Below are 26740 nucleotides of genomic sequence, written 5' to 3' on the forward strand. Positions count from 1 at the left end.
AGATTTTCCATGACCAAACCAATCCCCGAGGTGACCCCGAACACCTGGAGCTTTCTGCGCGATGCGATGATCAAACCCACCGGGTTTCGGGAATACGATGCCCGCTGGAAATACCCGGACGAGATCAACCTGCCGGGGATGACGGCTCTTGGTCTTGGTTTGGGCACTCAGATGCACAAGCGTGGGATCGAGCCGCTGATCGCGGTCGGCAACGACTACCGCGACTATTCTCTGGCGATCAAGAATGCGTTGATTCTGGGCCTCATGCAGGCCGGTATCCAGGTCAAGGATATTGGCCCTGCGCTGAGCCCGATGGCGTATTTCGCCCAATTCCACCTGGATGTTCCCGCGGTCGCCATGGTGACGGCCAGCCACAATCCCAACGGCTGGACCGGGGTGAAGATGGGCTTTGACCGTCCTCTGACCCACGGCCCTGACGAAATGGCCGAGCTGCGCGATATCGTGCTGAACGGCGAAGGCGTGGCACGCCCCGGCGGGTCCTATGAATTCGTGGACGGCGTGAAAGAGGCCTATATCGACGATCTTGTCGGTGATTTCAAAATGTCGCGCCCCCTTAAGGTGGTCTGCGCGACAGGGAACGGCACCGCATCTGCCTTTGCCCCCGAGATCTTTGAGCGGATCGGGGTCGAGGTCGTTCCCAGCCACAACCGGTTGGATTACACCTTCCCCAACTACAATCCGAACCCCGAAGCGATGGAGATGTTGCACGACATGGCTGACGCCGTCAAAGCCAGCGGGGCGGACCTGGCGCTTGGGTTTGACGGAGACGGCGATCGCTGCGGTGTGGTCGATGACGAGGGCGAGGAGATCTTTGCCGACAAGGTCGGTGTCATCATGGCGCGTGATTTGGCCAAGCTGCATCCCGGCGCGACCTTCGTGGCCGACGTTAAATCGACCGGCCTGTTTGCAAGCGATCCCGAACTGCAGGCCCATGGCGTCAAGGCGGATTACTGGAAAACCGGCCACAGCCACATGAAACGGCGCGTGAAGGAAATCGGCGCGTTGGCCGGGTTCGAAAAGTCGGGCCATTACTTTCTGGCCGAGCCAATCGGGCGTGGATACGACTGCGGAATGCGGGTCGCGGTGGAAATCTGCAAACTGATGGACCGCAATCCGGGACAGAGCATGTCCGATCTGCGTCGCGCCCTGCCCAAGACATGGTCGACCCCGACCATGTCGCCCTATGCTGCCGATACCGAAAAATATGACATCCTCGCCCGGTTGGTGGACAAGCTCGTTGCCAAGGCCGAGGCGGGCGAAACATTGGCCGGTCGGCCGATCAAGGAAGTCGTGACGGTCAATGGTGCCCGCGTCATCCTCGACAATGGCAGTTGGGGCCTGGTCCGGGCATCTTCGAACACGCCCAACCTAGTGGTGGTCTGCGAAAGCAGCGAGAGCGAAGATGAGATGCGGGCAATTTTCGCCGATATCGATGCCGTGATCCGTACCGAACCGGGTGTGGGCGACTACGACCAGACGATCTGAGCAAAAAAAGGGGCGCTGAGGCGCCCCTTTCTCAATCCCGTCCGAGCAGTTTCAGCAAGCCCTTTTTGGCCTCATCTTCAAGCTTTTGCTTCAGTGCATCTTCGACCTGTTCGCTGTCGGAGATGGTTGTATTCAACTCCTCTCCGGCCTTCTTCAGCGCCTTGTCCTTCGCGTCCTGCTCCAGTTCCTTGAGCTTCTCTTCCGTCGCAGCTTCAATCACCTTGCTCAGGTCGGGCTTGATCGACGGATCACTCCACGGCCCCTTGATCCGCACAGGCACGGCAATGCCATTGCCCCCGTTTGCCCGCAGCGCGACCGGTGTGAACACATAGTCGATATCGCGCGCACCCAGCCCGACACGGCCCGCGCCATCGGCACGGAAATTGTCAAGCTGCATCAGAAGATCGTTGTTCGTCAGGTTGCCGTCCTGCATCGTGTAGGTGGCAGTCAGGCTGTTGAAGACGGTGGTTCCTCCACTGCCTTCGCCGCGCCCCATCAAACGATCCAGATCAAACCCGGAGATCACCCCCTTGCCGACGTCCACACTGCCCTTGCCGCTGAGTGAGCGCATAATCTGCGCTTCGGTTTGCCCCACCCCCAGGAATTGCAACGTTCCCGACGCAGTACCGGACAGACGTTCGACACCGCCCAACGTGGTCAAAGCCTGCTTGAGGTCGATACCCGTGGCGGTCAGGTTGCCCCCGACCGACAGTCCGTTTCTATTGTTGGCCACGACTTCTCCGGTCAGCTTTCCGGAAAACAGCGTGGCCGGTTCCATTTTCAGAACCGCACGCGACCGATCCAGGCTGAGGCTCAGATCGCTGGGACCAAAGGTCATATCAGGAATGGCGATCGAATTGGCTTTCAACCGGATAGTTCCATTTGCCAACGAAAGGGGTGACGCGTCGATCGGCGCCTGGGACCAGCCTTCGGGCGCCTGTTTCCCTCCGCCCGTGCCGCCGCCGCTGCTGGGCGCGCTGCCGGCTGTTGCCTGCGTCAGGTCAAGGTCACCGGTACTCAGCCGCGCACTAATCTTTGGTGGGTTTGCGATAACAATATCTGCGGCACCGTCAAAACTGTTCTGATCTAGAACGGCGCGCATATCCCGCAAGGAAATGCGCCCATCCTTGGTGTAGGTCATCTGGCCGGACACATCCGCGACCCGTCCAAGTCCCATGGGGACTGACACCCCGCCCTGACCAAAAGCGGCCAGCATCGCGTCGGTGTTTGTGGTCCGGACATGAGTTTTGCCGTCCATTTCACCGGCCAGGTTGACGCGTCCGTCAAAGCTGATCTCTCCGCCCGGCGCTGTCAGGCCAAGAACCAATGGCGTCACCGCGCCACTGGAAAATGCAGGCAAATCAGGAATTTCCAAATCAACCTCAACCGCGCCACCGGGCACCGGCATTGATGCGCTCATCTTCATCGGCGCAGTGACATCGGGCCAATTGGCCTTCAGATCGACCCCGGAAAAATCCATCTGAGGGTCACCGTTTTCCACATAAACCAGACGCGCGTTGCTGAGCTCCAATCGGTCCAGGGTCACGGTTCCTGTTTCGGCCGGCGCCGCAGAGTTGGGTGCGGGTACATTTGCATTGCCAGAGCCCGTGTTTGACGCTCCGGTTTGCGGCGCCGTCATTTCCCAGTTGCCCCGCCCTTGTGACAGTTCCAGCCGCAAGACGGGATCCTCAGCCACGACGCGCCGGATACGCACATCCCCCGCCAGCAGCGCTGAGGCATCGACGCCAACTGCCAGGCTTTGCGCGCTCAGCATCGGTTCGGAGCTGGCCCAGGGCGCGTTCCCAAAAGTAACCGGCCCGGTTTCCATTCCCAGAACCGGCCAAAAGGATAGGCGGACATCGCCGGACAACGTCAGCTCACGTCCGGTCTGCGCCTTGACCTGTTCGGCGAGGATCTTGCCCAGCTTGTCGCCGGGCATCAATAGCAACGCCCCGATCACCAGCCCCGCGACCGCAACCAGAATGAATAGAATGCGTATCAGCCACTTCATGATTTGCTCTCTGCCTTGCCGGCTTTTAGCCTCATCTTCGATGTTCCTTGCGTGCGAAGGATTTGCAAGGGGAAGATTTCCCCACTATATGCCGCGCAATGAGCACCAACCCGCCAAACCTACGCCCCGATCTGGCACCCGCAGCCCGGATCACCGACGCACCGCGCAGCGGCCATCCCACCATCGGAATGGTGTCCTTGGGGTGTCCCAAGGCACTGGTCGACAGCGAGCGCATCCTGACGCGCCTGCGCGCCGAAGGATACGGGATCTCGCCCGACTATTCAGGTGCGGATGCCGTGATCGTGAACACCTGCGGGTTTCTGGACAGTGCCAAGGCCGAAAGCCTCGAAGCAATCGGCGAGGCGCTGGTGGAAAATGGCAAGGTCATCGTGACCGGGTGCCTGGGCGCGGAACCTGACTACATCCGCGAACATCACCCCCGTATCCTGGCCGTGACCGGGCCGCACCAGTATGAACAGGTGCTGGATGCCGTTCACGCCGCCGTTCCGCCTGATCCCAATCCATATGTGGATCTGTTGCCGCCTTCGGGCGTGAAGCTGACCCCGCGCCACTACAGCTATCTCAAGATATCCGAGGGCTGTAATCACAAGTGCAAGTTCTGCATCATCCCGGATATGCGCGGAAAACTGGCCAGCCGACCGGCCCACGCCGTTCTGCGCGAGGCTGAAAAACTGGTCGACAGCGGTGTGCGCGAATTGCTGGTGATCAGCCAGGACACCTCGGCCTTTGGTCTGGATCGCAAGTACGACGTAAACCCCTGGAAAGACAGGGAGGTGCGCAGCCACATTACCGACCTTGCCCGCGAATTGGGCCAACTGGATGCGTGGATACGACTGCACTACGTATACCCCTATCCACATGTGCGCGAGCTGATCCCGCTGATGGCGGATGCAGGCAGCAACCTTTTGCCCTACCTGGACATCCCGTTCCAACACGCGCATCCGGACGTTCTGAAACGAATGGCGCGCCCCGCTGCCGGCGCCAAGACACTGGACGAGATCGCCGCCTGGCGCGCGATATGCCCCGACATCACGCTGCGATCGACCTTCATTGTCGGCTACCCCGGGGAGACCGAGGCCGAGTTCCAGACCCTGCTGGATTGGATGGACGAGGCGCAGTTGGATCGCGTCGGGTGCTTCCAATACGAAAACGTTGAAGGGGCCCGCTCGAACGACTTGCCGGATCACGTCCCGGATGAGATCAAGCAAGAGCGCTGGGAGCGTTTCATGCAAAAGGCCCAGGCGATTTCCGAAGCCAAACTGGCGTCGAAAGTTGGTCAGAGAATCCAAGTGATCGTGGATGAGGTGGATGCCGAGGCCGCCACCTGCCGCACCAAGTCAGACGCGCCTGAGATCGATGGCAACCTGTTCATCGACGACGGTCATGAAAACCTGAAACCCGGCGACATCGTCCATGTTCAGGTCGACGAGGCTGGTGAATACGATCTGTGGGGGAAGCTGGTGCGCTGAACCGCCATCCGGCGGAAGAAGGCAGACGGCCCCCAAATCGGGACCGTCCGCAAAAAGCTTATTGAGTGACCGGGTTACACACGGTCTGGCCGGCCTCGGTGGTGGCCAGTTCATAGCCTGCCGAACAGCTGGGCGAGCCATATTTGTCATAGCTTGGCTGAACGTAAACCGGGGTGGGCTCTTCCTGCTGCGAGCAAGCAGTCAGGATCAAAACAAAGGCGCCGGCGGCAGCGAATTTCAGTTTCATGTCCATCAATCCTTTAATACTTTTCTGATATTGCCCAACTTTTCGGGGCCAGGTTAAGGATACGGGCAGTTCGGCTTTCTGGCAACAGATACGGTCACATCCGTGTGATCAGAGGCGAATCCACGCTTGCACCGCGACGTGACACCGCCGAACCGGGACGCGCGAACTACACATTTCTCTGCGTTGGGCTAAGCTTTCGGATGTCCCTTTCAACAGCCGGAGCGCCAGAATGCCAAAAGGATCTCAAATCGCCCAGAAATCGCCCTACCCCATCGAAGTGACTGAAGGCAAAAGCTACTTCTGGTGCGCTTGCGGACGCTCCAAACGTCAGCCATTCTGCGACGGTTCGCACAAGGAAACCGGGATCGAGCCGGTAAAATATGTAGCAGAATCAAGCAAGAAGGTCTTCTTCTGCGGATGCAAGCAAACCGCCAATCCGCCGCTGTGCGACGGAAGCCACTCCAAGCTTTAGGCCAATCAGGTCAGCGCATTCAAAGCTTTGGCATTGGCGCAAAAATCCGGGGCAGCGGTCGCCCGGCTTTGTTGGCACGCAAGCCAGACAGCACATCTTTCGCTGCAGTCAGCGGCTCGGCATCGGGTCACCATTTCGCTGTATCCCTGCGCGCTCAGCCGCCCTTCGGCGATGGCTTCGGACAGCGAGATTTCCATGCAGCGCGCAACCGACCGCGTCAGCCAGAAGTGTTTTTCTATGTCTCCGAGTCGCACATGTTTCATTGTTTTTCCTGATTCTGCAGCGTCTTAAGTTTGGCGAATCGGTTCCTGTTCGGGCATGTCTCCGGGGCCTCAACCCTGTCACCTCGGTGCGTCTGCCAGTCACTGCAGTCGCAAGCCCACTCGCAGCCCCGGCACCGTCCCACCATGCGCGCCCATTCGTCGGGACTGAGCCGACCCGTGCGATGGGCATTTACAAGGTCAACGCCGGTCGCCTGCCCCATCCGCAGAACAAGGCGTACATGCTTCATGGTCTGGCCAAGGACGTTCATGGTTCTGCCCGTCCGCGCTAGGGTGCAAGCCTGGCCAGCAACTCCTGGTTTCGGCAATACTCCGGTGGCCGTCCGTCGCTGTTTTGAAGCGCCAACGTGCGGTCGCAGTGATCGGGGTTTGTACAGCCTGTACAGCGCAGCACCGCGTCGGTGATTTCGTCGATGGAAACCGAACCGCCGATTGCGGCCTCCTGTAGGTCAACGCCCAGTGTTAGGGCCATACGATCCACCAAAGCGGCGTGGCGGCGCAGTTCTTCGCGTCTGGACATCCGAGTTCCTTTCGCTGTCTCGCTGAAGAGAACCCTAGCGCCATAACCCCACGGTGCCCTTGATTCAGGTCAAGAGACGACCCCCAGGTGGTCAAGGTAGGCCCGTGTGGCGTCCTGGACCCGCCTGAAACGATCTCCGCCCAGCTTTTTGCCGCCATACCATCGGGTCACAATGACCACGTGATCCTGCACACCGGCGCGTTCCAACATGCGCAATATGACCATCCCCGCACCGGTTTCGCCATCATCTGCCTTGAGAGCGCCGGTCGGCAAAATCGCGGCCCACGTGTTATGGGTCGCCTTGGCATATGCCTTGTCCGATTTAAGGTCGCGCAATACCGCATCGACCTCATCCCGCGACCTGACGGGAGCACCGCTCACCGCGTATTTCGAGCCTCGGTCCGTCAGAACGACCCCCATCCGCTGGATCTGGGTCATTGGGTCAGGCCGAGCTGGGCGGCTGTTTCCAGAACAACTTCGATGCGCTTGGCATTGGGCGGATGAGACGCCAGAAAGCGGTCACCCGGATCGGGAATCCGGCTGAAATAGGCCATGCCGACCAGCGGATTGTACCCGGCCGAGTGGGTGATCAAAGTTCCCATCCTGTCCGCTTCCAGCTCGAATTCTTTCGTATAGCTCTGAACTCCGACCTCGGCACCCAGCTTCTGGGCACGTTCAATTCCGGCCGCGTCCTCGCCTTGCGCCTCAGCCAGTTCTCCAAAAATTCGAGCCCCTTCCTTGGCGTTTTTTACCTGCCGGGCGATGTGGCCCAGGATGTGATGCGCCGCCTCGTGCCCCATGACGAACGCCATCTCGTCAGCGTTCTGCGTCGACTTGACCATTTCCTGCGTGAAAATGATGAACGGGCGCCCATCCTTGTCCAACGTCTGGAACGCATTTGGCTCCGCAAAAGGATCCGTGTCGATCAGAATGCCGAAATCGCAGTTCTGCCCCCGTGTCTCGCGCTGACAGACTTTTCGCGCGGCAGCCCTGACTGACCTGCTGACCTGCTGAAACGTCAGTGCCGAGTCGCGCAGTTCGGGCGAGGACGGTGACCAATCATCAACCGCAATGAACCCGCCCGCAGTGCACGCGGACACAACCAAGACCAGCAAAAACCTGAGGCGGTGCATTCCGGATCCTTTCTGTTCGTGCCGGCAGGAAAGCTTAGCGCGATGTGGCCCCCCTGACCACAGCCCGAAACCCAATCAGCGGGTTGCATTGCGATCGCAGGCTGGGCAGTCTGGGAACATGTTTTCGATTGAGCATGAATTCGACTCGACAGTCATTACCCTGGTGGACGAAGGCCCGGAGCCTTTGCAGGAAGACGTGGTAATCAACAGTTTCGCCGAGTGCGTTACGATAGAGCAGTTGGACCCCCGAACGGACCAGATGCAGAAAATCACCCTTTCGCCCGAACAGGTGCGCGATCTTGCGGCCGCCCTGGATCTGCCCGAAGGGGTGTATCAAATCAGGGAGACACCGGCCTAGGGATCGTAGACAAAGACCTTGTCGCGCCCTGTATGGCCTTTTTTCAGCGTCAAAGCCGACGGTGAGGCACCCATGGCCCGAGCCAGCAGCTTGACCACGGCTTGGTTCGCCTTTCCATCCTCGGGCACGGCGGTGACAGCGATGTGCACTGTCGCCCCGTCGAAAGAAATCCGGTCCTGCGCAGCTTTGGGAGTCACCCGCACGGGAATCGATTGCCCGGGTCGCGCCAGATGCGCAAGGTCCGGCAGGTTTCGCAGTTTCGGTTTTGCCATCACATTCTCTTCCGTATTTGGAAGGTGCAGGGTGGCACAATATCCAACAGTTTTGCATCTTGCCCTTGAAACCGGCGCGTGTCTGCCCGAGATACGACAGGACCATGTAAAGGAAGTTAACATATGACGCTGAAAAACCCGGCTGCGTTCGAGTTCCTGCAGTCGCGCAGGTCGCGGCCCGCCAAGACGTTGATGGCCCCGGCGCCGACCCGCGACGAGTTGATCCCGTTGCTGACCGCAGCCGCTCGCAGCCCCGACCATGGCAAGTTGGAACCTTGGCGGTTCATCGTCATCGAAAAAGGCGCAATGCCGCGATTGGCCGATCTGACCGAGGAGCGAGGCGTTGCGCTGGGAAAAAGCCCCGAAGATATCGCCAAGGCCCGCAATCAGTTCGTTATGGGGCATCTCGCTGTTGCCGTCATCGAAGTGCAGAAGCCATCGCCGAAAATTCCTGAAATCGAACAAACCTACTCGGCCGGGGCGGTCTGCCTTGCACTGCTCAACGCAGCCCTTGCAGCGGGTTGGGGTGCCAATTGGCTTTCAGGTTGGCAGTCGCACGACCGCGAATTCTGCGAACGCGGTTTGGGCCTGGCCGACAATGAACGCATTGCCGGACTGATTCACATCGCAACCGAAGGGGCCACGCCGCCCGAACGGCCTCGCCCGGACGTAGCCGCGATCACTGAGTGGGTGACGGAATGATTATCCTCAATGCGTTCTTCGCTGCCTTGGGGCAGCTCGGAGATGCCCGTTTCCGATCGGTGCTACTGCGCGGTGTCGGCCTGACGATTGTGCTGCTTGTTGTTGCCTGTGTGCTGGCGATTTGGGGCATCAACGCCCTTGCTGGTCAGGAGATCTCGCTGCCATTTGTCGGCGACGTCCCGTGGCTGAACGACGTTCTGAACTATTCAGGGATCTTTCTGGTTCTGATCCTGCCGGTGTTTCTGATGGTGCCGGTGGCCTCAGCCATCACATCGATGTTTCTGGATGAGGTCGCACAGGCCGTTGAAGACCGGCATTATCCGAACCTACCCCCTGTTCCGTCCGTCCCGATCTGGGATGCGCTGTTGGACTCGGTGGGATTCTTGGGCGTTTTGATTGTGGCCAACGTATTGGCTTTGGTCCTTTACGCGCTGTTCACACCCCTCGCTCCGTTCATTTTTTGGGGGATGAACGGGTTTTTGCTGGGTCGAGAATATTTCACGCTGGCGGCCATGCGCCGGATCGGGCGCGACGGTGCGCGGGCGTTGCGAGCACGCCATGCCGGGACGATCTGGGTCGCCGGAACCTTGATGGCCATCCCCCTGTCGGTCCCGCTGGTGAATCTTTTCATTCCGATCATCGGAGCCGCAACATTCACGCATATCTTTCATGGACTATCGCGACAGGCTGAGCGCTGATTACTCGCGCGGTTCCATCTGGTTCAACCAGTCAAAATCACGAACTGAGATTACGCCAGAAACAATGATCCCTGCGATCACCGCCCACAAAACGATGGAAATACCGGTGGTGATCCAGATCTTTTTCTTCATGTGGTGAACTTCCGGAGCACCCGCATGGGTCCCCGGCACTATGTCGCCCAGATCGCCTTGCGTTTTGATGCGGACCGGCAGCACGACCAACAAGGTCATGAACCAGATTACGGCGAACAATACCAGCGCAGCAGTGATTGTCATTTCGGCGCCTCCTCAGCCCGGCTCAGACTTGCTCCAGCTCCACAAGGCATCCGTTGAAGTCCTTAGGGTGCAAAAACAGCACGGGCTTGCCGTGCGCGCCGATTTTGGGTTCTCCGGTTCCGAGAACGCGGGCACCGGTCGCCTTCAGGTGATCCCGTGCGGCGATGATGTCTTCGACCTCATAACAGACATGGTGGATGCCACCCGCCGGGTTCTTTTCCAGGAAGCCGTTGATCGGGCTGTCGTCGCCCAGCGGGTACAGTAGCTCGATCTTGGTATTGGGCAGTTCGATGAAGACCACCGTAACGCCATGGTCCGGTTCATCCTGAGGTTCACCAACCTTGGCGCCCAGCGCGTTGCGGTATTGGGCGGATGCGGCCTCGAGGTCGGGCACGGCGATGGCGACATGGTTTAGGCGGCCAATCATGGCGGTCTCCTCTGTTCTGCGTTGCAGCGTTTATGGGGGCTGCCCTGTCAAAGGGCAAGTGCGCCAAAACGCGCGTTAACCCTGTGTTAGCCAGGAGTTCCTAGCGTGAGGCATCTGCTGAAAGGAGTTCTGCCATGGACGATTCGGTGCCGTTCGCCCCATCCACCGTCGCCCCCAGCGCCACCCGGCCTTTGCTGGGTCAGACCATTCTGGTTGTCGAGGACAGTCGTTATGCCTGTGATGCAATGCGACTGATGTGCCTGCACAGCGGCGCCCGCATCCGCCGGGCCGATTGCCTGAGGTCGGCGCGCAGGCACCTTCAGATCTATCGCCCGTCGGTGATCGTGGTTGATATGGGTCTCCCGGACGGCTCTGGCGCAGACCTGATCGCGGAACTGAACGCGGTTTCCCCACGTATCAGCGTCATCCTTGGTATGTCCGGCGACGACTGCGCCGAAACGCTTGCCTTGCAAGCCGGAGCCGATGGTTTTCTGGCGAAACCGTTGAATTCGCTGATCAGCTTCCAAAGGGCCATCCTGGAGAACCTCCCCGAAGACCGCCGTCCGGGTTCGCTCCAATCCGTCAAAGACGAACAGATCTGCCCCGATCCGCTGGCTTATCAGGATGACATGGCGCATATCGCAGATGTTCTGACCGGGCCAGCGGATTCACGCACTCTGGACTATGCCGCCCAATTCCTGCGCGGTGTTGCCCGAGATGCCGAGGATACGGTTTTGGAGCAGGCGGCCCATGACCTCGCATCCTCGCGCGCCAAGGGCGCTCCGGTAACAGCCTTGGCTGCGCGCGTTGCCGGCCTTGTCCAAAGCCGTCTTGAAAGACGAAAGGCGATCTGAATGACCTTGGCCTACTTCGTGACAACGGCCATGCTCTGCGCTTGGTGGTATTGGCACACCCGCAGATCCGCACGGACCATTCGCGCCAACCGCGAGAAACAGCCGAACTGGGTGGACTGAATTCAAGTTCAAGGGGTTTTAGCCACTTGGAAAACGCGGGCACCGATAAGCACTGAAGTACTTGGCGGAAAGTTCGCTTCGCGCCACCGCAGTAGTTTTGACCGCACCCAAAGGTTTTTTACACTCTGGGTACGGTCCTTGGCTCATTCCTGAGGGATGACCCGCAGGCCCAGTTCCATCAGCTGATCCGAAGTCGGGTCCGAAGGCGCTTGCATCATCAGATCTTCGGCACGCTGGTTCATCGGGAACATCATGACCTCGCGGATGTTGGCCTCGTCCGCAAGCAGCATGACGATCCGGTCGATACCGGCGGCGCAGCCCCCGTGCGGCGGAGCTCCATAGTGGAACGCGTTGAACAGCGCGCCAAAGCGGCTTTTGACCTCGTCCTCGCCGTAGCCGGCCAGTTCGAACGCCTTGAGCATGATTTCGGGCTTGTGGTTCCGGATCGCACCCGACACCAGCTCGTAACCGTTGCAGGCCAGGTCGTACTGATAGCCCTTGACCTCAAGCGGGTCGCCCTGCAGCGCCTCCATGCCACCCTGCGGCATCGAGAACGGGTTGTGTTCGAAATCGATCTCGCCGGTTTCCTCGTCCTTCTCGTAGATCGGGAAATCCACGATCCAGGCAAAGGCGAACCGGTCCTTGTCGGTCAGGCCCAGCTCTTCGCCGATAACGTCGCGCGCCTTGCCGGCGACTTTTTCAAAGGCTTTGGGCTTACCACCCAGGAAGAACGCCGCGTCACCGACCCCAAGGCCCAGCTGCTGGCGAATTGCCTCGGTGCGTTCAGGGCCGATGTTCTTGGCCAGCGGGCCGGCCGCTTCCATCCCCTCACCCTGATCGCGCCAGAAGATATAGCCCATACCGGGCAGACCTTCTTTCTGTGCAAAGGCGTTCATGCGGTCGCAGAACTTGCGGCTGCCGCCACCCGGCGCGGGGATCGCGCGGATCTCGGTACCTTCCTGTTCCAGCAGCTTGGCGAAAATCGCGAAACCGGACCCGCGGAAGTGTTCAGACACCACTTGCATCTTGATCGGGTTGCGCAGATCGGGCTTGTCGGTGCCATACCACAGCGCCGCGTCCTTGTAGGAAATCTGCGGCCATTCCTGATCAACCTTCCGGCCACCGCCGAATTCTTCAAAGATCCCCGTCAGAACTGGCTGGATGGTATCGAACACGTCCTGCTGGGTGACAAAGGACATCTCGAGGTCGAGTTGGTAGAAATCCGTGGGCGACCGGTCGGCGCGCGGGTCTTCGTCGCGGAAGCAGGGCGCGATTTGGAAATACTTGTCGAAGCCCGACACCATGATCAGCTGCTTGAACTGCTGCGGCGCCTGCGGCAACGCATAGAACTTGCCCGGATGCAGACGCGAGGGCACCAGGAAGTCGCGCGCGCCCTCGGGGCTGGAGGCGGTGATGATCGGCGTCTGATATTCGCGGAAGCCCTGATCCCACATGCGGCGGCGCATGCTGGCCACCACGTCCGAGCGCAGCGCCATATTGCGCTGCATCGCCTCGCGGCGCAGGTCCAGGTAGCGATAGCGCAGGCGGGTTTCTTCGGGGTATTCCTGATCGCCGAACACCATCAGCGGCAGTTCCTCGGCCGCGCCCAGCACTTCCAGTTCGCGGACATAGACCTCGATCTCGCCGGTGGGAAGCTTGGGGTTCACCAACTCGGGATCGCGCGCCTTGACCGTGCCGTCGATGCGGATGCACCATTCCGAGCGCACTTTCTCCAACGCGCTGAACGCGGCGCTGTCGCCGTCGCACAGGACCTGGGTCACGCCGTAGTGGTCACGCAGGTCGATGAACAGCACGCCGCCGTGATCTCGCACCCGGTGAACCCAGCCCGACAGGCGGACGGTTTCACCGACATTGGCGGCGGTCAGATCGGCGCAGGTGTGGCTGCGATAGGCGTGCATGGATGATATCCCTTCGGGCGCTGAATTCGTCGCGCCGATACACCGCGATCGGGTCGGGAAGTCAAGTGTCGGGGCGCGATGCGGGCCGGAATGCAGACAAATTCGAAAAAAATCGCTATGTTTCGGACATGTGAACTCAAATAGTTTTCCCGGCACGCGGGAGCCAGGCCCCTTGAGCAAGGAGGTTTTCGGCCGATGTGGCAAACTGTTTTGGATCGCGTATTGCGGGGTTTCATCACCCGCGGAACTCTGCGGATCACCTATCCTGACGGGACGGCGCGCACCTATGGCGACGCCACGCAGCCAGAGGCGCATATCACTCTGCATGACCCTGCATTGATGGCGCGCCTGGTGCGCAATCCCGAGATGGCTTTTGGTGAGGGCTACATGAACGGCACCCTGACCGTCGATGAGGGGGGCCTGGAAAGTGCCATGCGGATCGCGATTCGATGCGCGGCCAGCGGGTCATTGCCCATGCTGCAGCAGATCCAAGACTGGGCCGGGTATCTGCTGCGGCCGATCCTGCAGCGCAACTCGGTCCGCTCGGCGCGGCGCAACGTGGCGCATCACTATGACCTGTCCGACGACTTCTACCGGCTGATGCTGGACCCTGACATGCAGTACAGCTGCGCCTATTTCCAGCAGCCCTGGATGACTTTGGAACAAGCGCAAGCCGCCAAAAAGGCGCATATTGCGCGCAAGCTTTGCCTGGAGCCCGGAATGCGCGTACTGGATATCGGCTGCGGCTGGGGCGGTCTGGCCCTGACGCTGGCGCGTGACCACGGCGTGCAGGTGACCGGGCTGACCCTGTCACAGAACCAGCACCGCACCGCGACCGCGCGGGTGCAGCAGGCCGGGCTGGCCGACCGCGTCGACATTCGGCTGATGGACTACCGGCAGATGCAGGATCAGTTCGACCGGATTGTCTCAGTCGGGATGCTGGAGCATGTGGGCGCGCCACAGCTGCGCACCTATTTCGACCGGGTCGCCGCTCTGCTGAAGCCCGACGGTGTGGCGTTGATCCATTCCATCGGCCGCAACGGGCCGCCCACCGGCCAGTCGCCCTGGCTGAACAAGTACATCTTCCCGGGTGGCTATGTCCCGTCGCTCGAGGAAATCGTCAAACCCGTGGCGCGCACCGGTCTGTGGTTTCTGGATGTCGAAAGCCTGCGGTTGCATTATGCCCTGACCCTGCGCGCTTGGCGCGACCGGTTCGAGAGCAATCTGGATCAGGTGCGCGCGATGTATGACGACCGGTTCATCCGCATGTGGCGGTTCTATCTGACCGCCTGCATTTTGGTGTTCGAAGAGCGTGACCAGACCGTTTTCCAACTGCAGCTGAGTCATCGCCGCGACGCGGCGCCATTGACGCGGGACTATCTCTACCAGCCCGGTCAAGACATGCGCGACGCCGCCGAGTAGAGCCCCTAGAACGGGCGCTGCACGTTGCCGGAATAGAAGAACACGCCAAGCCCGGCGGCAAAGATGATGTTGCCCGCAATCGCGTGCAGCAGCACCGCATAGAAGAACGACCCACGCTTGCGGTAGGCCCATGAAAACAGCAGCCCGCCCGCGAATGTCATCACGGTGACGATCCAGCTCCAATACATCAGGTGCGCAAAGGCAAACAGCCCGGCGTTCAGCAACGGCAAGGCCGCGCCGTTAGGCAGGACCGCGTGATAGCGGCGATAGAACAGCGTGCGGAACAGCAGTTCTTGCGGCAGTGCCGACAGCAACGGATAGCCCAGCCAGATCACGGCCAGAAATTCGGGCCGGTGCAGCAGCAGAAAAAAGGCCGCATCCGGGCGCGTGGCCATCACCAGGGCCGAACAGATCGCGGCCATTGCCAGAATGAACCCGATCACCTCGGCCCAGCGCCAGTTGCGCCAACCATAGCGCAGCTCTGCCCAGGAAAAGCCCGGGGTGCGGTGCAGCAGGGCGATCCCGACAGCGGTGAAGAAGAACAGCGCCGGAAACATCCAGTCGGGTGGAAACAGAACGGCGATCAGCAAGGGGACCGCGACATAGAACGCCACGAACTCAGCCTTCAGGCGCAGGTTCGACACCTGCAATCCACGCGCAGAACTGCGGTCGCTCATGACAGCATCACCTCAGCCGGTATCAAACCGCGCAGGGAATTGCCCATCCAGACCCGGCGCGCGGCGGCCAGGTCATGCAGGGTCAAGACCGCTTCGACCGCGCGTCCGGTTTCGATCAACTCCTCGCGCAGGATGCCCGGCAGCAGGCCCGCCGCAACCGGAGGTGTCAGCAGGCGCCCATCTTCCGTTTTGACGAACAGGTTGGTGATGGTGCCCTCGCACAGTTCATCCCGTTCGTTCAGGAACAACAGCTCGTCCACGCCGTCGGGCAATTCCGCCCGTGCCTGATCATAGATCGCGCGGCGGGTGGTCTTGTGGCGCAGCCAGATGTCCGAGGACGTCAGCCTTGTCGTCGCCAGACCCACCGTCCAGTCCGGCGGGTTGTCCGCCAGAGGCCACGTGGTGATCTTGGGTGCACCGGTCAAGTCCAGCGTCAGCCGGCACCTTAGCGGGTCCGCGCCGATCACACCGTCCACCACTTCGCCGACGCGCCACACGTCGAACCGAACACCCAGCCAGTCCGCAGTCCGCGCCATGCGCCGCAGGTGGCGCTCCAGCCGCAAAAAGCCCTGCCCGGGCCGAAACGCAAAGGTTTCGATCAGGCGGAAATCAGGCTCAGTTGGTGCGCGAACCGGGCTTTCCATAGCGCTTCCTCGTATTCCGACGCGGCGGTGCTGTCCCAGACGACGCCTCCGCCGACGTTCAACGTGGCCCGATTGCCCTCGACCATCAAGGTCCGGATCGCGACGTTGAACTCCGACCGCCCGTCCGGGGCGGCCCAGCCGATGGTGCCGCAGTAGATGTCGCGCGGCCAAGGCTCCAGATCCGACAGGATCTCCATCGCACGGATCTTGGGGGCGCCGGTAATCGATCCACAGGGAAACAGCGCCGACAGGATGTCGGACAGTCCGGCCCCCACCTGCAGCCGCGCCTGCACCAGCGACACCATCTGATGCACGGTGGCGTAGGTCTCGACCTTGAACAGCTCGGGCACCTGAACGGTTCCCGGCAGCGCCACGCGACTGATGTCATTGCGCAGCAGGTCCACGATCATCAGGTTCTCGGCCCGGTTCTTTTCGTCCGAGGACAGGAAATCGCGCCGCCGCGCGTCCTCGGCCAGATCGGCGCTGCGCGGCTGGGTACCCTTCATCGGCCGGGTCTCGATCATCCCGTCGGCATCGGTGCGGAAGAACAGCTCGGGCGAGCGGCTGAGCAGATCGGGCAGCCCGTCCTGCTGGACCAGCGCGCCATGACCGACCGGCTGTCCGGCGGTCAGCGCGGCGTAGAGCGCGGCGCTGTCGCCCTCGGTTTCCAGGTCGATGGGAAAGGTCAGGTTGGCCTGATAGATGTCCCCGGCCCCGATCGCATCATGCACGATGCGGAAGGCTTCGGCATAACGCGCCTCGCTCCAACGCGGCTGAAACGCAGTCAGCCCTGCCGCACCGGGCGGCAGGTCCTGCGCGCTGGGGCCATCGAACACCCCAAAACACAGCAGCGGCAATCGACGGTTCGCGGGCAGCCTTGCGGTCAGTTTGGGCTCAAGCGCATAGCCCAGCTCGTAACTGGCATATCCGGCCAGCCAGCCGCCCTGCGCGCGTGCGTCATCCAGCGCCGCCAATGCTTGGGGCACCTGCTCCAACCGGTCGGCGCGGATCACCTGGGCGGCCCGGTCGAAACCGGTGCCCGGACCGGCGGGTCCCTGATCGAAACGAATCCGCAATTGCTTCCTCATCTGCCGTGCAGCGGCATATAGAGAATACGGTGCCAAGGGAAAGGGGGGAAAGCGGCAATTTCGCTTCCGTTTCCGATCCCCCTTGCACCTTTTGCCCGGGTCCCTATAACGCACGACAATTTGGGCGCATGGGCGGCGCCCGCGACTCGTGCAAAATCGAAGGGACCAGGCCATGCCGAAGAGAACCGACATCCAGTCGATCATGATCATCGGGGCGGGGCCCATTGTCATCGGGCAAGCCTGCGAATTCGACTATTCCGGCGCTCAGGCCTGCAAGGCCCTGCGCGAGGAAGGGTACCGGGTCATCCTGGTGAACTCGAACCCTGCCACGATCATGACCGACCCGGAACTGGCCGACGCCACCTATATCGAGCCGATCACGCCCGAGGTCGTCGCCAAGATCATCGAAAAGGAACGTCCCGACGCGCTGCTTCCCACGATGGGAGGTCAGACCGGCCTGAACACCTCCTTGGCGCTGGAGGAGATGGGCGTGCTGGAAAAATTCGGCGTCGAGATGATCGGCGCCAAGCGCGAGGCCATCGAAATGGCCGAGGACCGCAAGCTGTTCCGTGAGGCGATGGACCGCCTGGGCCTTGAAAACCCCAAGGCCACCATCGTCACCGCCCCCAAAAAGGCCGACGGCTCTGCCGATCTGGATGCCGGCGTGCAAATGGCCCTGGACGAGTTGGAAAACATCGGCTTGCCCGCGATCATCCGCCCGGCCTTTACCTTGGGCGGCACCGGCGGCGGTGTGGCTTACAACCGTGAGGATTACATCCACTTTTGCCGCTCGGGCATGGATGCCTCGCCGGTGAACCAGATCCTCGTCGACGAAAGCCTTCTGGGCTGGAAAGAATATGAAATGGAGGTGGTGCGCGACACTGCCGACAACGCGATCATCGTCTGCTCGATCGAGAACGTCGATCCGATGGGCGTGCATACCGGCGACTCGATCACCGTGGCCCCTGCCCTGACGCTGACCGACAAGGAATACCAGATCATGCGCAACGGCTCGATCGCCGTTCTGCGCGAGATTGGGGTCGAAACCGGTGGATCGAACGTGCAGTGGGCGATCAACCCTGATGATGGCCGTATGGTCGTGATCGAGATGAACCCGCGCGTGTCGCGGTCATCCGCACTGGCGTCCAAGGCAACCGGTTTCCCGATTGCCAAGATCGCAGCGAAGCTGGCCGTGGGATATACGCTGGACGAGCTGGACAACGACATCACCAAGGTCACGCCCGCGAGCTTTGAGCCCACCATTGACTATGTCGTCACCAAGATCCCGAAATTCGCCTTCGAGAAATTCCCCGGATCCGAGCCTTATCTGACCACCGCGATGAAATCGGTTGGCGAGGCGATGTCGATCGGCCGCACGATCCACGAATCGATGCAAAAGGCGCTGGCTTCGATGGAGTCGGGCCTGACCGGGTTTGACGAAGTTGAAATTCCGGGCCTGAGCATCGGCCCATGGGATGCGGTCGAAAGCAGCGACGACAAGGCACATGTCATTAAGGCCATCAGCCAGCAGACACCCGACCGTTTGCGCACCATCGCGCAGGCGATGCGCCACGGTCTGACCGACGACGAAATTTTTGCCGTCACCAAGTTCGACCCGTGGTTCCTGGCCCGTATCCGCGAGATCATCGACGCGGAACGCACCGTCCGCAAGGACGGCCTGCCGATGACCGAGGACGGCCTGCGCCGGCTCAAGATGCTGGGCTTTACCGACGCGCGTCTGGGCAATCTGGCCGGCCGCGACGAGGCCAACGTGCGCCGCGCCCGCCACAATCTGGGCGTCACCGCCGTTTTCAAGCGGATCGACACCTGCGCCGCCGAGTTCGAGGCGCAGACGCCCTACATGTACTCGACCTACGAGGCCCCAACGATGGGCGAGGTAGAATGCGAGGCGCGCCCAAGCGACCGCAAGAAGGTCGTCATTCTGGGCGGCGGCCCCAACCGGATCGGCCAGGGGATCGAGTTCGACTATTGCTGCTGCCACGCCTGTTTCGCGCTGACCGACGCGGGCTATGAAACCATCATGGTCAACTGCAACCCCGAGACGGTGTCGACCGACTACGACACCTCGGACCGGCTGTATTTCGAGCCGCTGACCTTTGAACACGTCATGGAAATCCTGCGGACCGAGCAGCAGAACGGCACACTGCACGGTGTGATCGTTCAGTTCGGTGGTCAGACCCCGCTGAAGCTGGCCAATGCGCTCGAGGCCGAAGGTATTCCGATCCTGGGCACCACGCCCGACGCGATCGACCTGGCCGAAGACCGCGAACGGTTCCAGGCACTGGTCAACGATCTGGGCCTGAAACAACCCAAGAACGGCATCGCTTCGACCGACGCGCAAGCGCTTGAGATTGCAGAAGAGATCGGGTTCCCGCTGGTGATCCGCCCGTCCTACGTTCTGGGCGGCCGCGCGATGGAGATCGTGCGCGACATGGATCAGCTGAAGCGCTACATCAACGAGGCCGTGGTGGTCTCGGGCGACAGTCCGGTGCTGCTGGACAGCTATCTGGCCGGCGCGGTCGAGCTGGACGTGGACGCGCTGTGCGACGGCAAGGATGTCCATGTGGCCGGCATCATGCAGCATATCGAAGAGGCCGGCGTGCACTCGGGCGATTCGGCCTGTTCGCTGCCGCCCTATTCACTGTCGAAAGAGATCATCTCCGAAATCAAGGACCAGACCTACAAGCTGGCCAAGGCGCTGAACGTCGTGGGCCTGATGAACGTGCAGTTCGCGATCAAGGATGACGAGATCTACCTGATCGAGGTCAACCCGCGCGCCAGCCGCACCGTGCCCTTCGTGGCCAAGGCGACCGACAGCGCAATCGCCTCGATCGCCGCACGGGTGATGGCGGGCGAGCCGCTTTCGAACTTCCCGCAACGCCCGCCCTACAAGGAGGGTCAGGATACCAAGATCGCTGACCAGATGACCCTGGCCGACCCGGACATGCCGTGGTTCTCGGTGAAAGAAGCGGTGCTGCCCTTCGCCCGCTTCCCCGGTGTCGATACCATCCTTGGCCCCGAGATGCGCTCGACCGGTGAGGTCATGGGCTGGGACCGCGACTTCCCCCGCGCCTTCCTCAAGGCGCAGATGGGCGCGGGCATGGTGCTGCCGTCCAAGGGACGGGCTTTCATCTCGATCAAGGATGCCGACAAGGGTCCGGCGATGATCGAGGCTGCGCAGGTTCTGGTCGAGCAGGGATTCTCGCTGGTGGCCACCCGCGGAACACAGACATGGCTGGAGTCCAAGGGCGTGCCCTGTGACGTGGTCAACAAGGTCTACGAGGGCCGCCCGGATGTGGTGGACATGTTGAAGGACGGTCAGGTCCAGTTGGTCATGAACACCACCGAAGGCGCGCAGGCAGTTGAGGACAGCAAGGCCATCCGCTCGATCGCGCTGTATGACAAGATCCCCTACTACACCACGGCTGCGGCCAGCCACGCCGCCGCGCTGGCGATCAAGGCGCAGGCTGAAGGGGATGTGGAGGTCAAATCGCTACAGGGTTGACGCCCACAGCGGACAAGCAAAAAGCCCCGGCCGTTCGCCGGGGCTTTTTTGTGGGATCATGCAGTCTGCGCCGCCAACCTGCGCTGTTCTTCCCGAGAGAAGAACAGCATGTAGAACACCGGCGCGGCGACCATGGTCAGGATCGTCGCGAAAGCCAGACCACCCATGATCGTCACTGCCATCGACACGAAGAACGCGTCGGTCAGCAGCGGCGCCATCCCCAGGATCGTGGTGATCGCCGCCAGCATGACCGGGCGCAGACGCGAGACCGAGGCTTCGATGATCGCTTCGCGCAGAGGCTTGCCCGTGGCGCGGACAAGGTCGATCTCTTCGACCAGAACAATACCGTTCTTGATCAGCATCCCTGACAGGCTGAGCAGCCCGAGAAGCGCGGTGAAGGTAAAGGGCAGGCCCGTGCCCAGCAGCCCGATCACCACGCCGTTCACCGACATCGGCACCAGCAGCCAGATGATGACCGGTTGCCGGATCGCGTTGAACAGCAGCACCGAGATCAGAACCATGATCAACAGGCTCAGCGGCAGCTGTTTGCCCAGGCTGGCTTGCGCTTTGCCGGAATCCTCGAACTCACCGCCCCATTCCAGCTTGTAGCCCAGCGGCAGCTCCATGTCCTCGATCGCGCCGCGAACCTCGGAATGAACCTGTGCCGCGGTCAGGCCGGCTGGGATGTCTGCGCCCACCGTGACGGTCAGAACGCGATCGCGCCTATGCACCAGTGTATTGAGCGCTTTGTACTGGAACCCGTCCACCATCTGCTCGATCGGCACGAATTTCTGTGACTGGTCCGAGTACACCACTTGATCCACGATCGAGTATTCTCCGTCCGCCGGGCGTCGCAGGATAATCGGGATCAGGCGGTCCCTCTCGCGGAACACGCCGCCGGTGATTCCGTCCGTCGAGAATTGCAGGGTGGCGGCAATGTCTTCGCGGGTAACACCGGCCGTCTGCGCACGTTCGGTCGCATAGATCGGCTGGACCGCCAATTCCATTTCACGCCAGTCGTGATGCACGTCCAGCGCATTTGGCGATGCCGCCGACATGCGCCGCACCGCCTCGTCGGCCAGTTGCCGCAGCACGACCGGATCGCTGCCCGAGAACCGCGCCTCGATCGGGGTACCGCCACCGGGGCCGAAGACCAGACGCTTGGTCCGGAATTCGCCTTCGGGGAATTGAGTTTCACCAAAGGCCTCCAGATCGGCGCGCAGGACAGGAATGTCCTCGAGCGTTTCGGTCCGGATGATCATGTGCCCATAGCTTGGGTTGGGCTTCTCGGCCGAATAGGTCAACATGAACCGCGTCGCGCCCTGCCCCACGAACGTGGTGACCGAGACGACATCATTCCGCTGGGCCAGCCAGTCTTCAAAGACTTGCATATCGGCACTCGTCCGCGCGACCGGAGTCCCCTGCGGCAGCTTGTAATGGACGAAGAACAGCGGCGTGTTGGAGTCCGGGAAAAACTGCTGTTTCACCATCGCGAAGCCGGCATAGCAGACCACGGTGACCCCGACCAAACCGGCCACCACCAGCCAACGGAACCGCAATGCCCAGCGCAGGATCGCCCCGTAGGTTCGGAACAGGATGCCGCTATAGGCGTCGACATCCACGTCCTTGCCCTGTTTGAAGAAATAATGCCCCAACAACGGTGTCGCCGTGATGGCCAGCACCCAACTCAGCAGCAAAGAGATCGCGATCACCGCAAATAGCGAGAACAGGAATTCGCCCGTCGCATCCGGGCTGAGCCCAATCCCAGCAAAGGCCATGATTCCGATGACCGTGGCCCCCAGAAGGGGGATCTGGGTCTTGGACGCGGCCTCGTCGGCAGCATCGCGCGAATTTTTTCCCTTGAGCATGGAGATCTGCATCCCCTCGGCCACCACGATGGCATTATCGACCAGCATCCCCATCGCAATGATCAGCGCGCCCAGCGAAATGCGCTCCATCTCGATGGAAAACAGCGCCATGAACAGCAGGGTCCCGACAACGGTCAACAAAAGGGTCGAGCCCACAACGACCGCCGCGCGCCAACCCATGAATATTCCAAGCACCGCCACCACGATGGCAACCGACATGGCCAGGTTCACTAGAAAATCGTTCGAAGCCTGCTCGACCACGACGTGCTGCTGGTAGATCGGCAATACATCGACGCCTGCGGGAATCTCCACATCCAGCTCGGCCAGCTTGGCGTCTACGCGCTTTCCGACTTCCACGATGTTTTCCGTCGACAGGCCGGCAATACCCAGGGTGAAAGCTTCGACGCCGTTGAACCGGATTATGATGTCAGGATCGGTCTGGCGGGCCCGGTAGACATCAGCCATGTCAAAGAGGTTGATCACTTGCCCCTGAGAGCCAACCGACAGCCCTGCGATCTCGGACACGCTGTCCGATCCGTCGGCCGTCAGGATCGTGGTGCGATCGTCGTCTGACCGGAGCGTCCCCGACGACTGGACCGAATTGGCGTTAGCGATCGCTTCGTTGATCGACTGCAACGGCACATTCTGGTTGACCGAAATGGCCAGGTCCGGCTCGATAAAAATGGCTTCGTCGGGCAATCCCTGCACTTCAACGTCTGCAACGCCCTCAACGGTCAGCAACTCGCGCCGCAAGAAGGTCGACAACTCGTGCTTTTCGGCGTCGCTGAACCCTTCCGCAGTGACTGCATAGAAAAGACCGAACACGTCACCGAACCCGTCATTCACATAGGGTTGGCTGACACCGGACGGCAATCCACGGGCCGCATCCCGGACCTTGGCGCGCAGTCGGGTCCAGATATCCGGCAATTCGCTGCCATCGTAGGTGGACTTGATCTCGACTTCGATCAGCGATTGACCGGGGCGGTTGACCGAAGTGATGACATCGACCTCGCCCATCTGCTGGATGGCGGATTCCAAAGGTTCCGAGACCTCCTCGGCCACCTGTTCAGCCGTCGCACCGGGATAAGTGGTCAACACTACGGCGTTCTTGATGGTAAAGGCCGGATCTTCGAGCCGCCCGAGCGACGAAAACCCCCAGATACCACCCAGCAGTGCAATCAGGATCACCAGCCACGTATAGATCGGCCTGTCGATCGAGGCGCGTGCGATATTCATCCTCGCCCCCTTCAGTTCGCAAAGCCGGCAAAGCGGCGCACGGTCTGCCCATCGGTCAGAACGGACCCTCCGGCCACTACGATTTCGTCGCCGTCCGACAAACCGGTCAAAACCCGGACGTCACCGGTCTGGGTAGGCTCGATGGTCACGGGAACACGCCGCACGGAACCGACATCTGCACCGACCGGCGAAAAGACCATAACGCCCAGATTGCCCTCGGCGTCGGCGACAATCGCGGTCGGGGGAACGATGATGCCAGTGCGTTTGTCATCGACCTGAACATTGACGGTTACCGACGAGCCGGGCAGCACCCGCAAGTCTTCCGGCGGCGTGAGGCCGAACTGAATCCGGAACGTCTGGCCGACGCTCGAAGTTTCGGCGTCGAATTCGCGGATTTCCAACGGGAAGACCTCGTCGCTTGCGGGGAATTTTGCCGTGATCGAAATGCCATCTTCCTGGCTGGTTCGCTGAAACAGGATTTCGGGCACATCGACCTCAATCCTCAATTCGGACAGATCGTGGATCCGGACGATCGGCGTTCCGGCGGCCACGGTGGTGAAGTTCTCGACCTCACGCCGCGATACCAGCGCGTCGAACGGCGCGGTCAGTGTCGTGTGCTCGAGGTTGTACTCGGCGTCACGCACCGCAATCGCGGCCAGTTGGGCGGCGGTTTCAGCGTCATCGACAGCGACCTGACTTGCAGTCGTCCCCCGCAGGCGCGACAGGCGGGCTACGGTGCGGTCAGCCTGATCCTTCTGAAGACGCGCACGTTCCAGTGCCAGTTCGAACGGCTCTTGGTCCAGCTTTGCAATCAGGCTGCCCTTGGGCACCTGGAACCCTTCGTTGACGGGCAGTTCCACGATCTGCCCGGCGACCTGAAACGCCAGATCGACAGTCTGTCGCGCGGCCACGCGCCCGAAGAACTGGCGTGAAAATCCGGGAGCGGTCTCATGCACCACCATAAGTTTCACAGGCTTGGTGTCGTCTTGCGCCGCAAGCGGTGCGGCCAGTACGGCAAGGGCAAGGCCCAGCGAAGTCAGCAGCTTCATTTCGTCAATCCCTCGGGTATTCCCGTTTTCAGAATGTTGTCCCGGATCTTGCGGGCAAGCCGGGCAAATTGAGCGGTTTCCTCGTCATCCAACCCAGAGGCACGGTGAAACAGCTCTCCGGCGGTGGTGACCAGCATGTTGCGGGCCTCGGCACCTTTGTCGGTCAACACCAGCAACCACGCACGGCGATCATCGGGGTCCTGTTGGCGGGTCAGATAACCGGCCGCCTCAAGCGCATCGGCGGTGGCCGTAATGGTCGACGGCACGGTCAGCATGTCGGCCGCCAACACTCCCATCCGCTTGGGCTGATCCAACTTGATCAACATGTGGCATTCCTGATGGCTGAGATCGGTATCGATGCAGCCGAAACTCTCTTCCAGTTTCCAGTACAGCGCATAGACGCCCATCATCGCCTGGATCTCAGGGGTCAGTCGGGCCAGCCGTTCACTGATGTCTTTGGTCATGGATGCTCTCCGCGCGAGTCGAGCGGTGATATACTTCGGATTCTGAACTATTCAAGATGTGAAGTTGAATTTGCGCAAACCTATGCCGTTCCCTTGGGTCAACATCTCTTGATCTGGGGGCGCTGTGACTGCATTTTGGGCGAATCCGAAACATTCAGGACCCGACATGTACACGCCCGCAATCACCGGTACCGGGGTTTTCACGCCCGAAAACGTCATCACCAATGCCGAGCTGGTCAAAGCCTTCAACGCCTATGCCGACAAGATGAATGCTGCCAACGCCGATGCCATCGCCGCGGGCGAGGTGGAGCCGATGCAGCATTCCTCGGAAGAGTTCATCGTCAAGGCATCCGGCATCGAGAACCGGTACGTCATGGACAAGACCGGCGTGCTGGACCCGGACGTGATGCACCCCCTGCTGCGCCCGCGCAGCGATGACGAGCCGGGCATAATGACCGAAATGGCACTGGACGCCTGCAAAAAAGCGCTGGCCCAGGCCGGGCGGACGGCGGCGGATGTCGATCTGGTGATCTGTGCCGCGTCGAACCATGAACGTGCCTATCCCGCCATTGCGGTCGAAATCCAGAACGCGTTGGGCATCACTGGTTTTGGGTTCGATATGAACGTGGCCTGTTCTTCGGCGACGTTCGGCATTCAGGCTGCGGCCGACATGATCCGGTCGGGGTCCGTACGGGCGGCGCTGGTGGTCAACCCCGAGATCTGCTCGGGGCACCTGGAGTGGCGCGACCGAGATTGTCACTTCATCTTCGGCGACGTGGCCACCGCCACGCTGATCGAACGGACCGAAGATGCCAAAGGCCCGCATTTCGAGATCCTGTCGACCCGCTGCGCGACCGAGTTTTCCAACAACATCCGCAACAACAACGGCTTTCTGCGGAGCACCCGGCCCGACGGGTTGACCGACCGGCGCGACATGCAGTTCATGCAGAACGGCCGCAAGGTGTTCAAGGAAGTGCTGCCGATGGTCAGCAAACACATCAGCGACCACATGGATTCCGAAGGGATCGAAAGCGGCGATCTCAAGCGGCTGTGGCTGCACCAGGCCAACAAAACGATGAATGATTTCATCGGCAAGAAGGTCTTGGGCCGAGAGCCGGAGCCGGGCGAACAGCCCAACATCCTGCAGGACTATGCCAATACATCGTCAGCCGGGTCGATCATCGCCTTTTCCAAATATTCAGACGATCTTCAGGATGGCGATGTCGGCCTGATCTGCTCGTTCGGCGCAGGGTATTCGGTTGGGTCCGTCATCGTCAAACGCCACGCCTGACACGCCGGCGCCGCCAGTCCACGTCCGGCGTAACAAGCGATAACCTCGAACATTTCGCCCGCGCAGGCGGACTGTTTTTGTATTCCTGAATACTTCTTCAGAATTGATACAGCACAGCTTAACCCGCGGCCTCCATCTGGAAGGCCATGCAATTCCGCATGTCAGGTGACGCTAGGTTTAGAAAGGTGC

The 26740-nt window shown here is 61.0% G+C and carries 27 protein-coding genes; 10 read left to right on the top strand and 17 right to left on the bottom strand.

From position 1 onward, the window contains the following. Positions 1-9 precede the first annotated feature (9 nt). Positions 10-1506, top strand: coding sequence for a phosphomannomutase/phosphoglucomutase (locus tag ACR0NY_RS09110; RefSeq protein ID WP_170368015.1), 1497 nt, complete (start codon positions 10-12; stop codon positions 1504-1506). A 31-nt stretch (positions 1507-1537) separates the two neighbouring features. On the opposite strand, the gene ACR0NY_RS09115 is transcribed toward ACR0NY_RS09110, so the two are convergent. Beyond that, entirely contained in the window at positions 1538-3517 is a 1980-nt protein-coding gene (locus ACR0NY_RS09115; protein ID WP_170368013.1) for an AsmA family protein, read from the bottom strand. Positions 3518-3615: 98 nt separating this feature from the next. Here ACR0NY_RS09115 and rimO point away from each other — a divergent pair, with 98 nt between their 5' ends. Next, positions 3616-5007 carry a 30S ribosomal protein S12 methylthiotransferase RimO gene (gene rimO / locus ACR0NY_RS09120; RefSeq protein WP_170368011.1) on the top strand — a complete coding sequence of 464 codons (1392 nt, stop codon included), beginning with the start codon at positions 3616-3618 and terminating at the stop codon, positions 5005-5007. A 58-nt stretch (positions 5008-5065) separates the two neighbouring features. Here rimO and ACR0NY_RS09125 read toward each other — a convergent pair whose 3' ends face one another. After that, complete coding sequence (locus tag ACR0NY_RS09125) at positions 5066-5254, bottom strand: hypothetical protein (protein ID WP_244952318.1); 189 nt, start codon at positions 5252-5254, stop codon at positions 5066-5068. Positions 5255-5483: 229 nt separating this feature from the next. Between ACR0NY_RS09125 and ACR0NY_RS09130 the strand changes: the two genes are divergently transcribed. Beyond that, positions 5484-5726, top strand: a complete 243-nt coding sequence (locus ACR0NY_RS09130) for a CDGSH iron-sulfur domain-containing protein (RefSeq protein WP_170340652.1) — start codon at positions 5484-5486, stop codon at positions 5724-5726. Between the two features lie 5 nt (positions 5727-5731). Here the strand turns inward: ACR0NY_RS09130 and ACR0NY_RS09135 are convergent, their stop codons facing one another. From ACR0NY_RS09135 to ACR0NY_RS09155, 5 genes are all read right to left on the bottom strand, one after another. Then, on the bottom strand, positions 5732-5989 hold the full coding sequence (locus ACR0NY_RS09135) for a DUF6455 family protein (RefSeq protein ID WP_170368009.1): 258 nt from the start codon (positions 5987-5989) through the stop codon (positions 5732-5734). Beyond that, entirely contained in the window at positions 5986-6258 is a 273-nt protein-coding gene (locus ACR0NY_RS09140; protein WP_302477484.1) for a DUF6455 family protein, read from the bottom strand. The genes ACR0NY_RS09135 and ACR0NY_RS09140 overlap by 4 nt, the downstream gene beginning before the upstream one ends. Before the next feature lie 17 nt (positions 6259-6275). Then, the gene (locus tag ACR0NY_RS09145) at positions 6276-6527 is read right to left on the bottom strand and encodes a DUF6455 family protein (protein WP_170368007.1); all 252 of its coding nucleotides are present in this window, start codon (positions 6525-6527) and stop codon (positions 6276-6278) included. Between the two features lie 69 nt (positions 6528-6596). Beyond that, a complete protein-coding gene (locus ACR0NY_RS09150; RefSeq protein ID WP_170365505.1) occupies positions 6597-6965 on the bottom strand; it encodes a YigZ family protein in 369 nt (122 codons plus the stop codon). Further along, complete coding sequence (locus ACR0NY_RS09155; protein WP_170368005.1) at positions 6962-7660, bottom strand: M48 family metalloprotease; 699 nt, start codon at positions 7658-7660, stop codon at positions 6962-6964. The genes ACR0NY_RS09150 and ACR0NY_RS09155 overlap by 4 nt, the downstream gene beginning before the upstream one ends. Positions 7661-7778: 118 nt before the next feature. Here ACR0NY_RS09155 and ACR0NY_RS09160 point away from each other — a divergent pair, with 118 nt between their 5' ends. Beyond that, positions 7779-8018 carry a hypothetical protein gene (locus tag ACR0NY_RS09160; protein ID WP_093964694.1) on the top strand — a complete coding sequence of 80 codons (240 nt, stop codon included), beginning with the start codon at positions 7779-7781 and terminating at the stop codon, positions 8016-8018. Here ACR0NY_RS09160 and ACR0NY_RS09165 read toward each other — a convergent pair. After that, positions 8015-8290, bottom strand: coding sequence for a DUF167 domain-containing protein (locus tag ACR0NY_RS09165; RefSeq protein WP_170368003.1), 276 nt, complete (start codon positions 8288-8290; stop codon positions 8015-8017). The genes ACR0NY_RS09160 and ACR0NY_RS09165 overlap by 4 nt on opposite strands. 123 nt (positions 8291-8413) lie before the next feature. On the opposite strand from ACR0NY_RS09165, the gene ACR0NY_RS09170 reads away from it, so the two are divergent. After that, positions 8414-8992 carry a nitroreductase family protein gene (locus tag ACR0NY_RS09170; RefSeq protein WP_170368001.1) on the top strand — a complete coding sequence of 193 codons (579 nt, stop codon included), beginning with the start codon at positions 8414-8416 and terminating at the stop codon, positions 8990-8992. After that, on the top strand, positions 8989-9690 hold the full coding sequence (locus ACR0NY_RS09175) for an EI24 domain-containing protein (protein WP_170367999.1): 702 nt from the start codon (positions 8989-8991) through the stop codon (positions 9688-9690). Before ACR0NY_RS09170 ends, ACR0NY_RS09175 begins: the two co-directional genes overlap by 4 nt. Here the strand turns inward: ACR0NY_RS09175 and ACR0NY_RS09180 are convergent, their stop codons facing one another. Both ACR0NY_RS09180 and mce read right to left on the bottom strand, forming a co-directional pair. Beyond that, positions 9691-9966, bottom strand: a complete 276-nt coding sequence (locus tag ACR0NY_RS09180) for a DUF1467 family protein (protein WP_093964691.1) — start codon at positions 9964-9966, stop codon at positions 9691-9693. A 22-nt stretch (positions 9967-9988) separates the two neighbouring features. Further along, positions 9989-10393: a methylmalonyl-CoA epimerase gene (gene mce, locus ACR0NY_RS09185; RefSeq protein WP_093964690.1), complete on the bottom strand. Its 405-nt coding sequence runs from the start codon at positions 10391-10393 to the stop codon at positions 9989-9991. A gap of 134 nt (positions 10394-10527) precedes the next feature. On the opposite strand from mce, the gene ACR0NY_RS09190 reads away from it, so the two are divergent. Beyond that, positions 10528-11247 (top strand): response regulator, encoded by a 720-nt coding sequence (locus ACR0NY_RS09190; protein WP_170357162.1) that lies wholly within the window; start codon positions 10528-10530, stop codon positions 11245-11247. 263 nt (positions 11248-11510) lie between these two features. On the opposite strand, the gene aspS is transcribed toward ACR0NY_RS09190, so the two are convergent. Then, the gene (aspS, locus tag ACR0NY_RS09195; protein ID WP_170364775.1) at positions 11511-13286 is read right to left on the bottom strand and encodes an aspartate--tRNA ligase; all 1776 of its coding nucleotides are present in this window, start codon (positions 13284-13286) and stop codon (positions 11511-11513) included. A 195-nt stretch (positions 13287-13481) separates the two neighbouring features. Between aspS and ACR0NY_RS09200 the strand changes: the two genes are divergently transcribed. Next, positions 13482-14708: an SAM-dependent methyltransferase gene (locus tag ACR0NY_RS09200; RefSeq protein WP_170367997.1), complete on the top strand. Its 1227-nt coding sequence runs from the start codon at positions 13482-13484 to the stop codon at positions 14706-14708. Between the two features lie 5 nt (positions 14709-14713). On the opposite strand, the gene ACR0NY_RS09205 is transcribed toward ACR0NY_RS09200, so the two are convergent. The 3 genes from ACR0NY_RS09205 to ACR0NY_RS09215 are packed head-to-tail and all read right to left on the bottom strand — an operon-like array spanning position 14714 to position 17105. After that, positions 14714-15385: a CPBP family intramembrane glutamic endopeptidase gene (locus tag ACR0NY_RS09205; RefSeq protein WP_170367995.1), complete on the bottom strand. Its 672-nt coding sequence runs from the start codon at positions 15383-15385 to the stop codon at positions 14714-14716. After that, positions 15382-16029 carry an aminotransferase class IV family protein gene (locus ACR0NY_RS09210; protein WP_170367993.1) on the bottom strand — a complete coding sequence of 216 codons (648 nt, stop codon included), beginning with the start codon at positions 16027-16029 and terminating at the stop codon, positions 15382-15384. The genes ACR0NY_RS09205 and ACR0NY_RS09210 overlap by 4 nt, the downstream gene beginning before the upstream one ends. Beyond that, the gene (locus ACR0NY_RS09215; protein WP_254432846.1) at positions 15984-17105 is read right to left on the bottom strand and encodes an aminodeoxychorismate synthase component I; all 1122 of its coding nucleotides are present in this window, start codon (positions 17103-17105) and stop codon (positions 15984-15986) included. Before ACR0NY_RS09215 ends, ACR0NY_RS09210 begins: the two co-directional genes overlap by 46 nt. A 184-nt stretch (positions 17106-17289) precedes the next feature. On the opposite strand from ACR0NY_RS09215, the gene carB reads away from it, so the two are divergent. Further along, positions 17290-20643 carry a carbamoyl-phosphate synthase large subunit gene (gene carB, locus ACR0NY_RS09220; RefSeq protein WP_170367989.1) on the top strand — a complete coding sequence of 1118 codons (3354 nt, stop codon included), beginning with the start codon at positions 17290-17292 and terminating at the stop codon, positions 20641-20643. 56 nt (positions 20644-20699) lie between these two features. On the opposite strand, the gene ACR0NY_RS09225 is transcribed toward carB, so the two are convergent. Genes ACR0NY_RS09225 through ACR0NY_RS09235 form a run of 3 tightly spaced genes read right to left on the bottom strand, consistent with a single transcriptional unit; the run spans position 20700 to position 25260 of the window. Further along, positions 20700-23747 carry an efflux RND transporter permease subunit gene (locus ACR0NY_RS09225; RefSeq protein WP_170367987.1) on the bottom strand — a complete coding sequence of 1016 codons (3048 nt, stop codon included), beginning with the start codon at positions 23745-23747 and terminating at the stop codon, positions 20700-20702. Between the two features lie 11 nt (positions 23748-23758). Further along, entirely contained in the window at positions 23759-24796 is a 1038-nt protein-coding gene (locus ACR0NY_RS09230; protein WP_170367985.1) for an efflux RND transporter periplasmic adaptor subunit, read from the bottom strand. Further along, a complete protein-coding gene (locus ACR0NY_RS09235) occupies positions 24793-25260 on the bottom strand; it encodes a MarR family winged helix-turn-helix transcriptional regulator (protein ID WP_093964681.1) in 468 nt (155 codons plus the stop codon). Before ACR0NY_RS09235 ends, ACR0NY_RS09230 begins: the two co-directional genes overlap by 4 nt. A 166-nt stretch (positions 25261-25426) precedes the next feature. Between ACR0NY_RS09235 and ACR0NY_RS09240 the strand changes: the two genes are divergently transcribed. Beyond that, positions 25427-26551 carry a beta-ketoacyl-ACP synthase III gene (locus ACR0NY_RS09240; RefSeq protein ID WP_170367983.1) on the top strand — a complete coding sequence of 375 codons (1125 nt, stop codon included), beginning with the start codon at positions 25427-25429 and terminating at the stop codon, positions 26549-26551. Positions 26552-26740: the final 189 nt, after the last annotated feature.

The sequence above is a fragment of the Ruegeria sp. BJ5 genome (assembly GCF_056537865.1).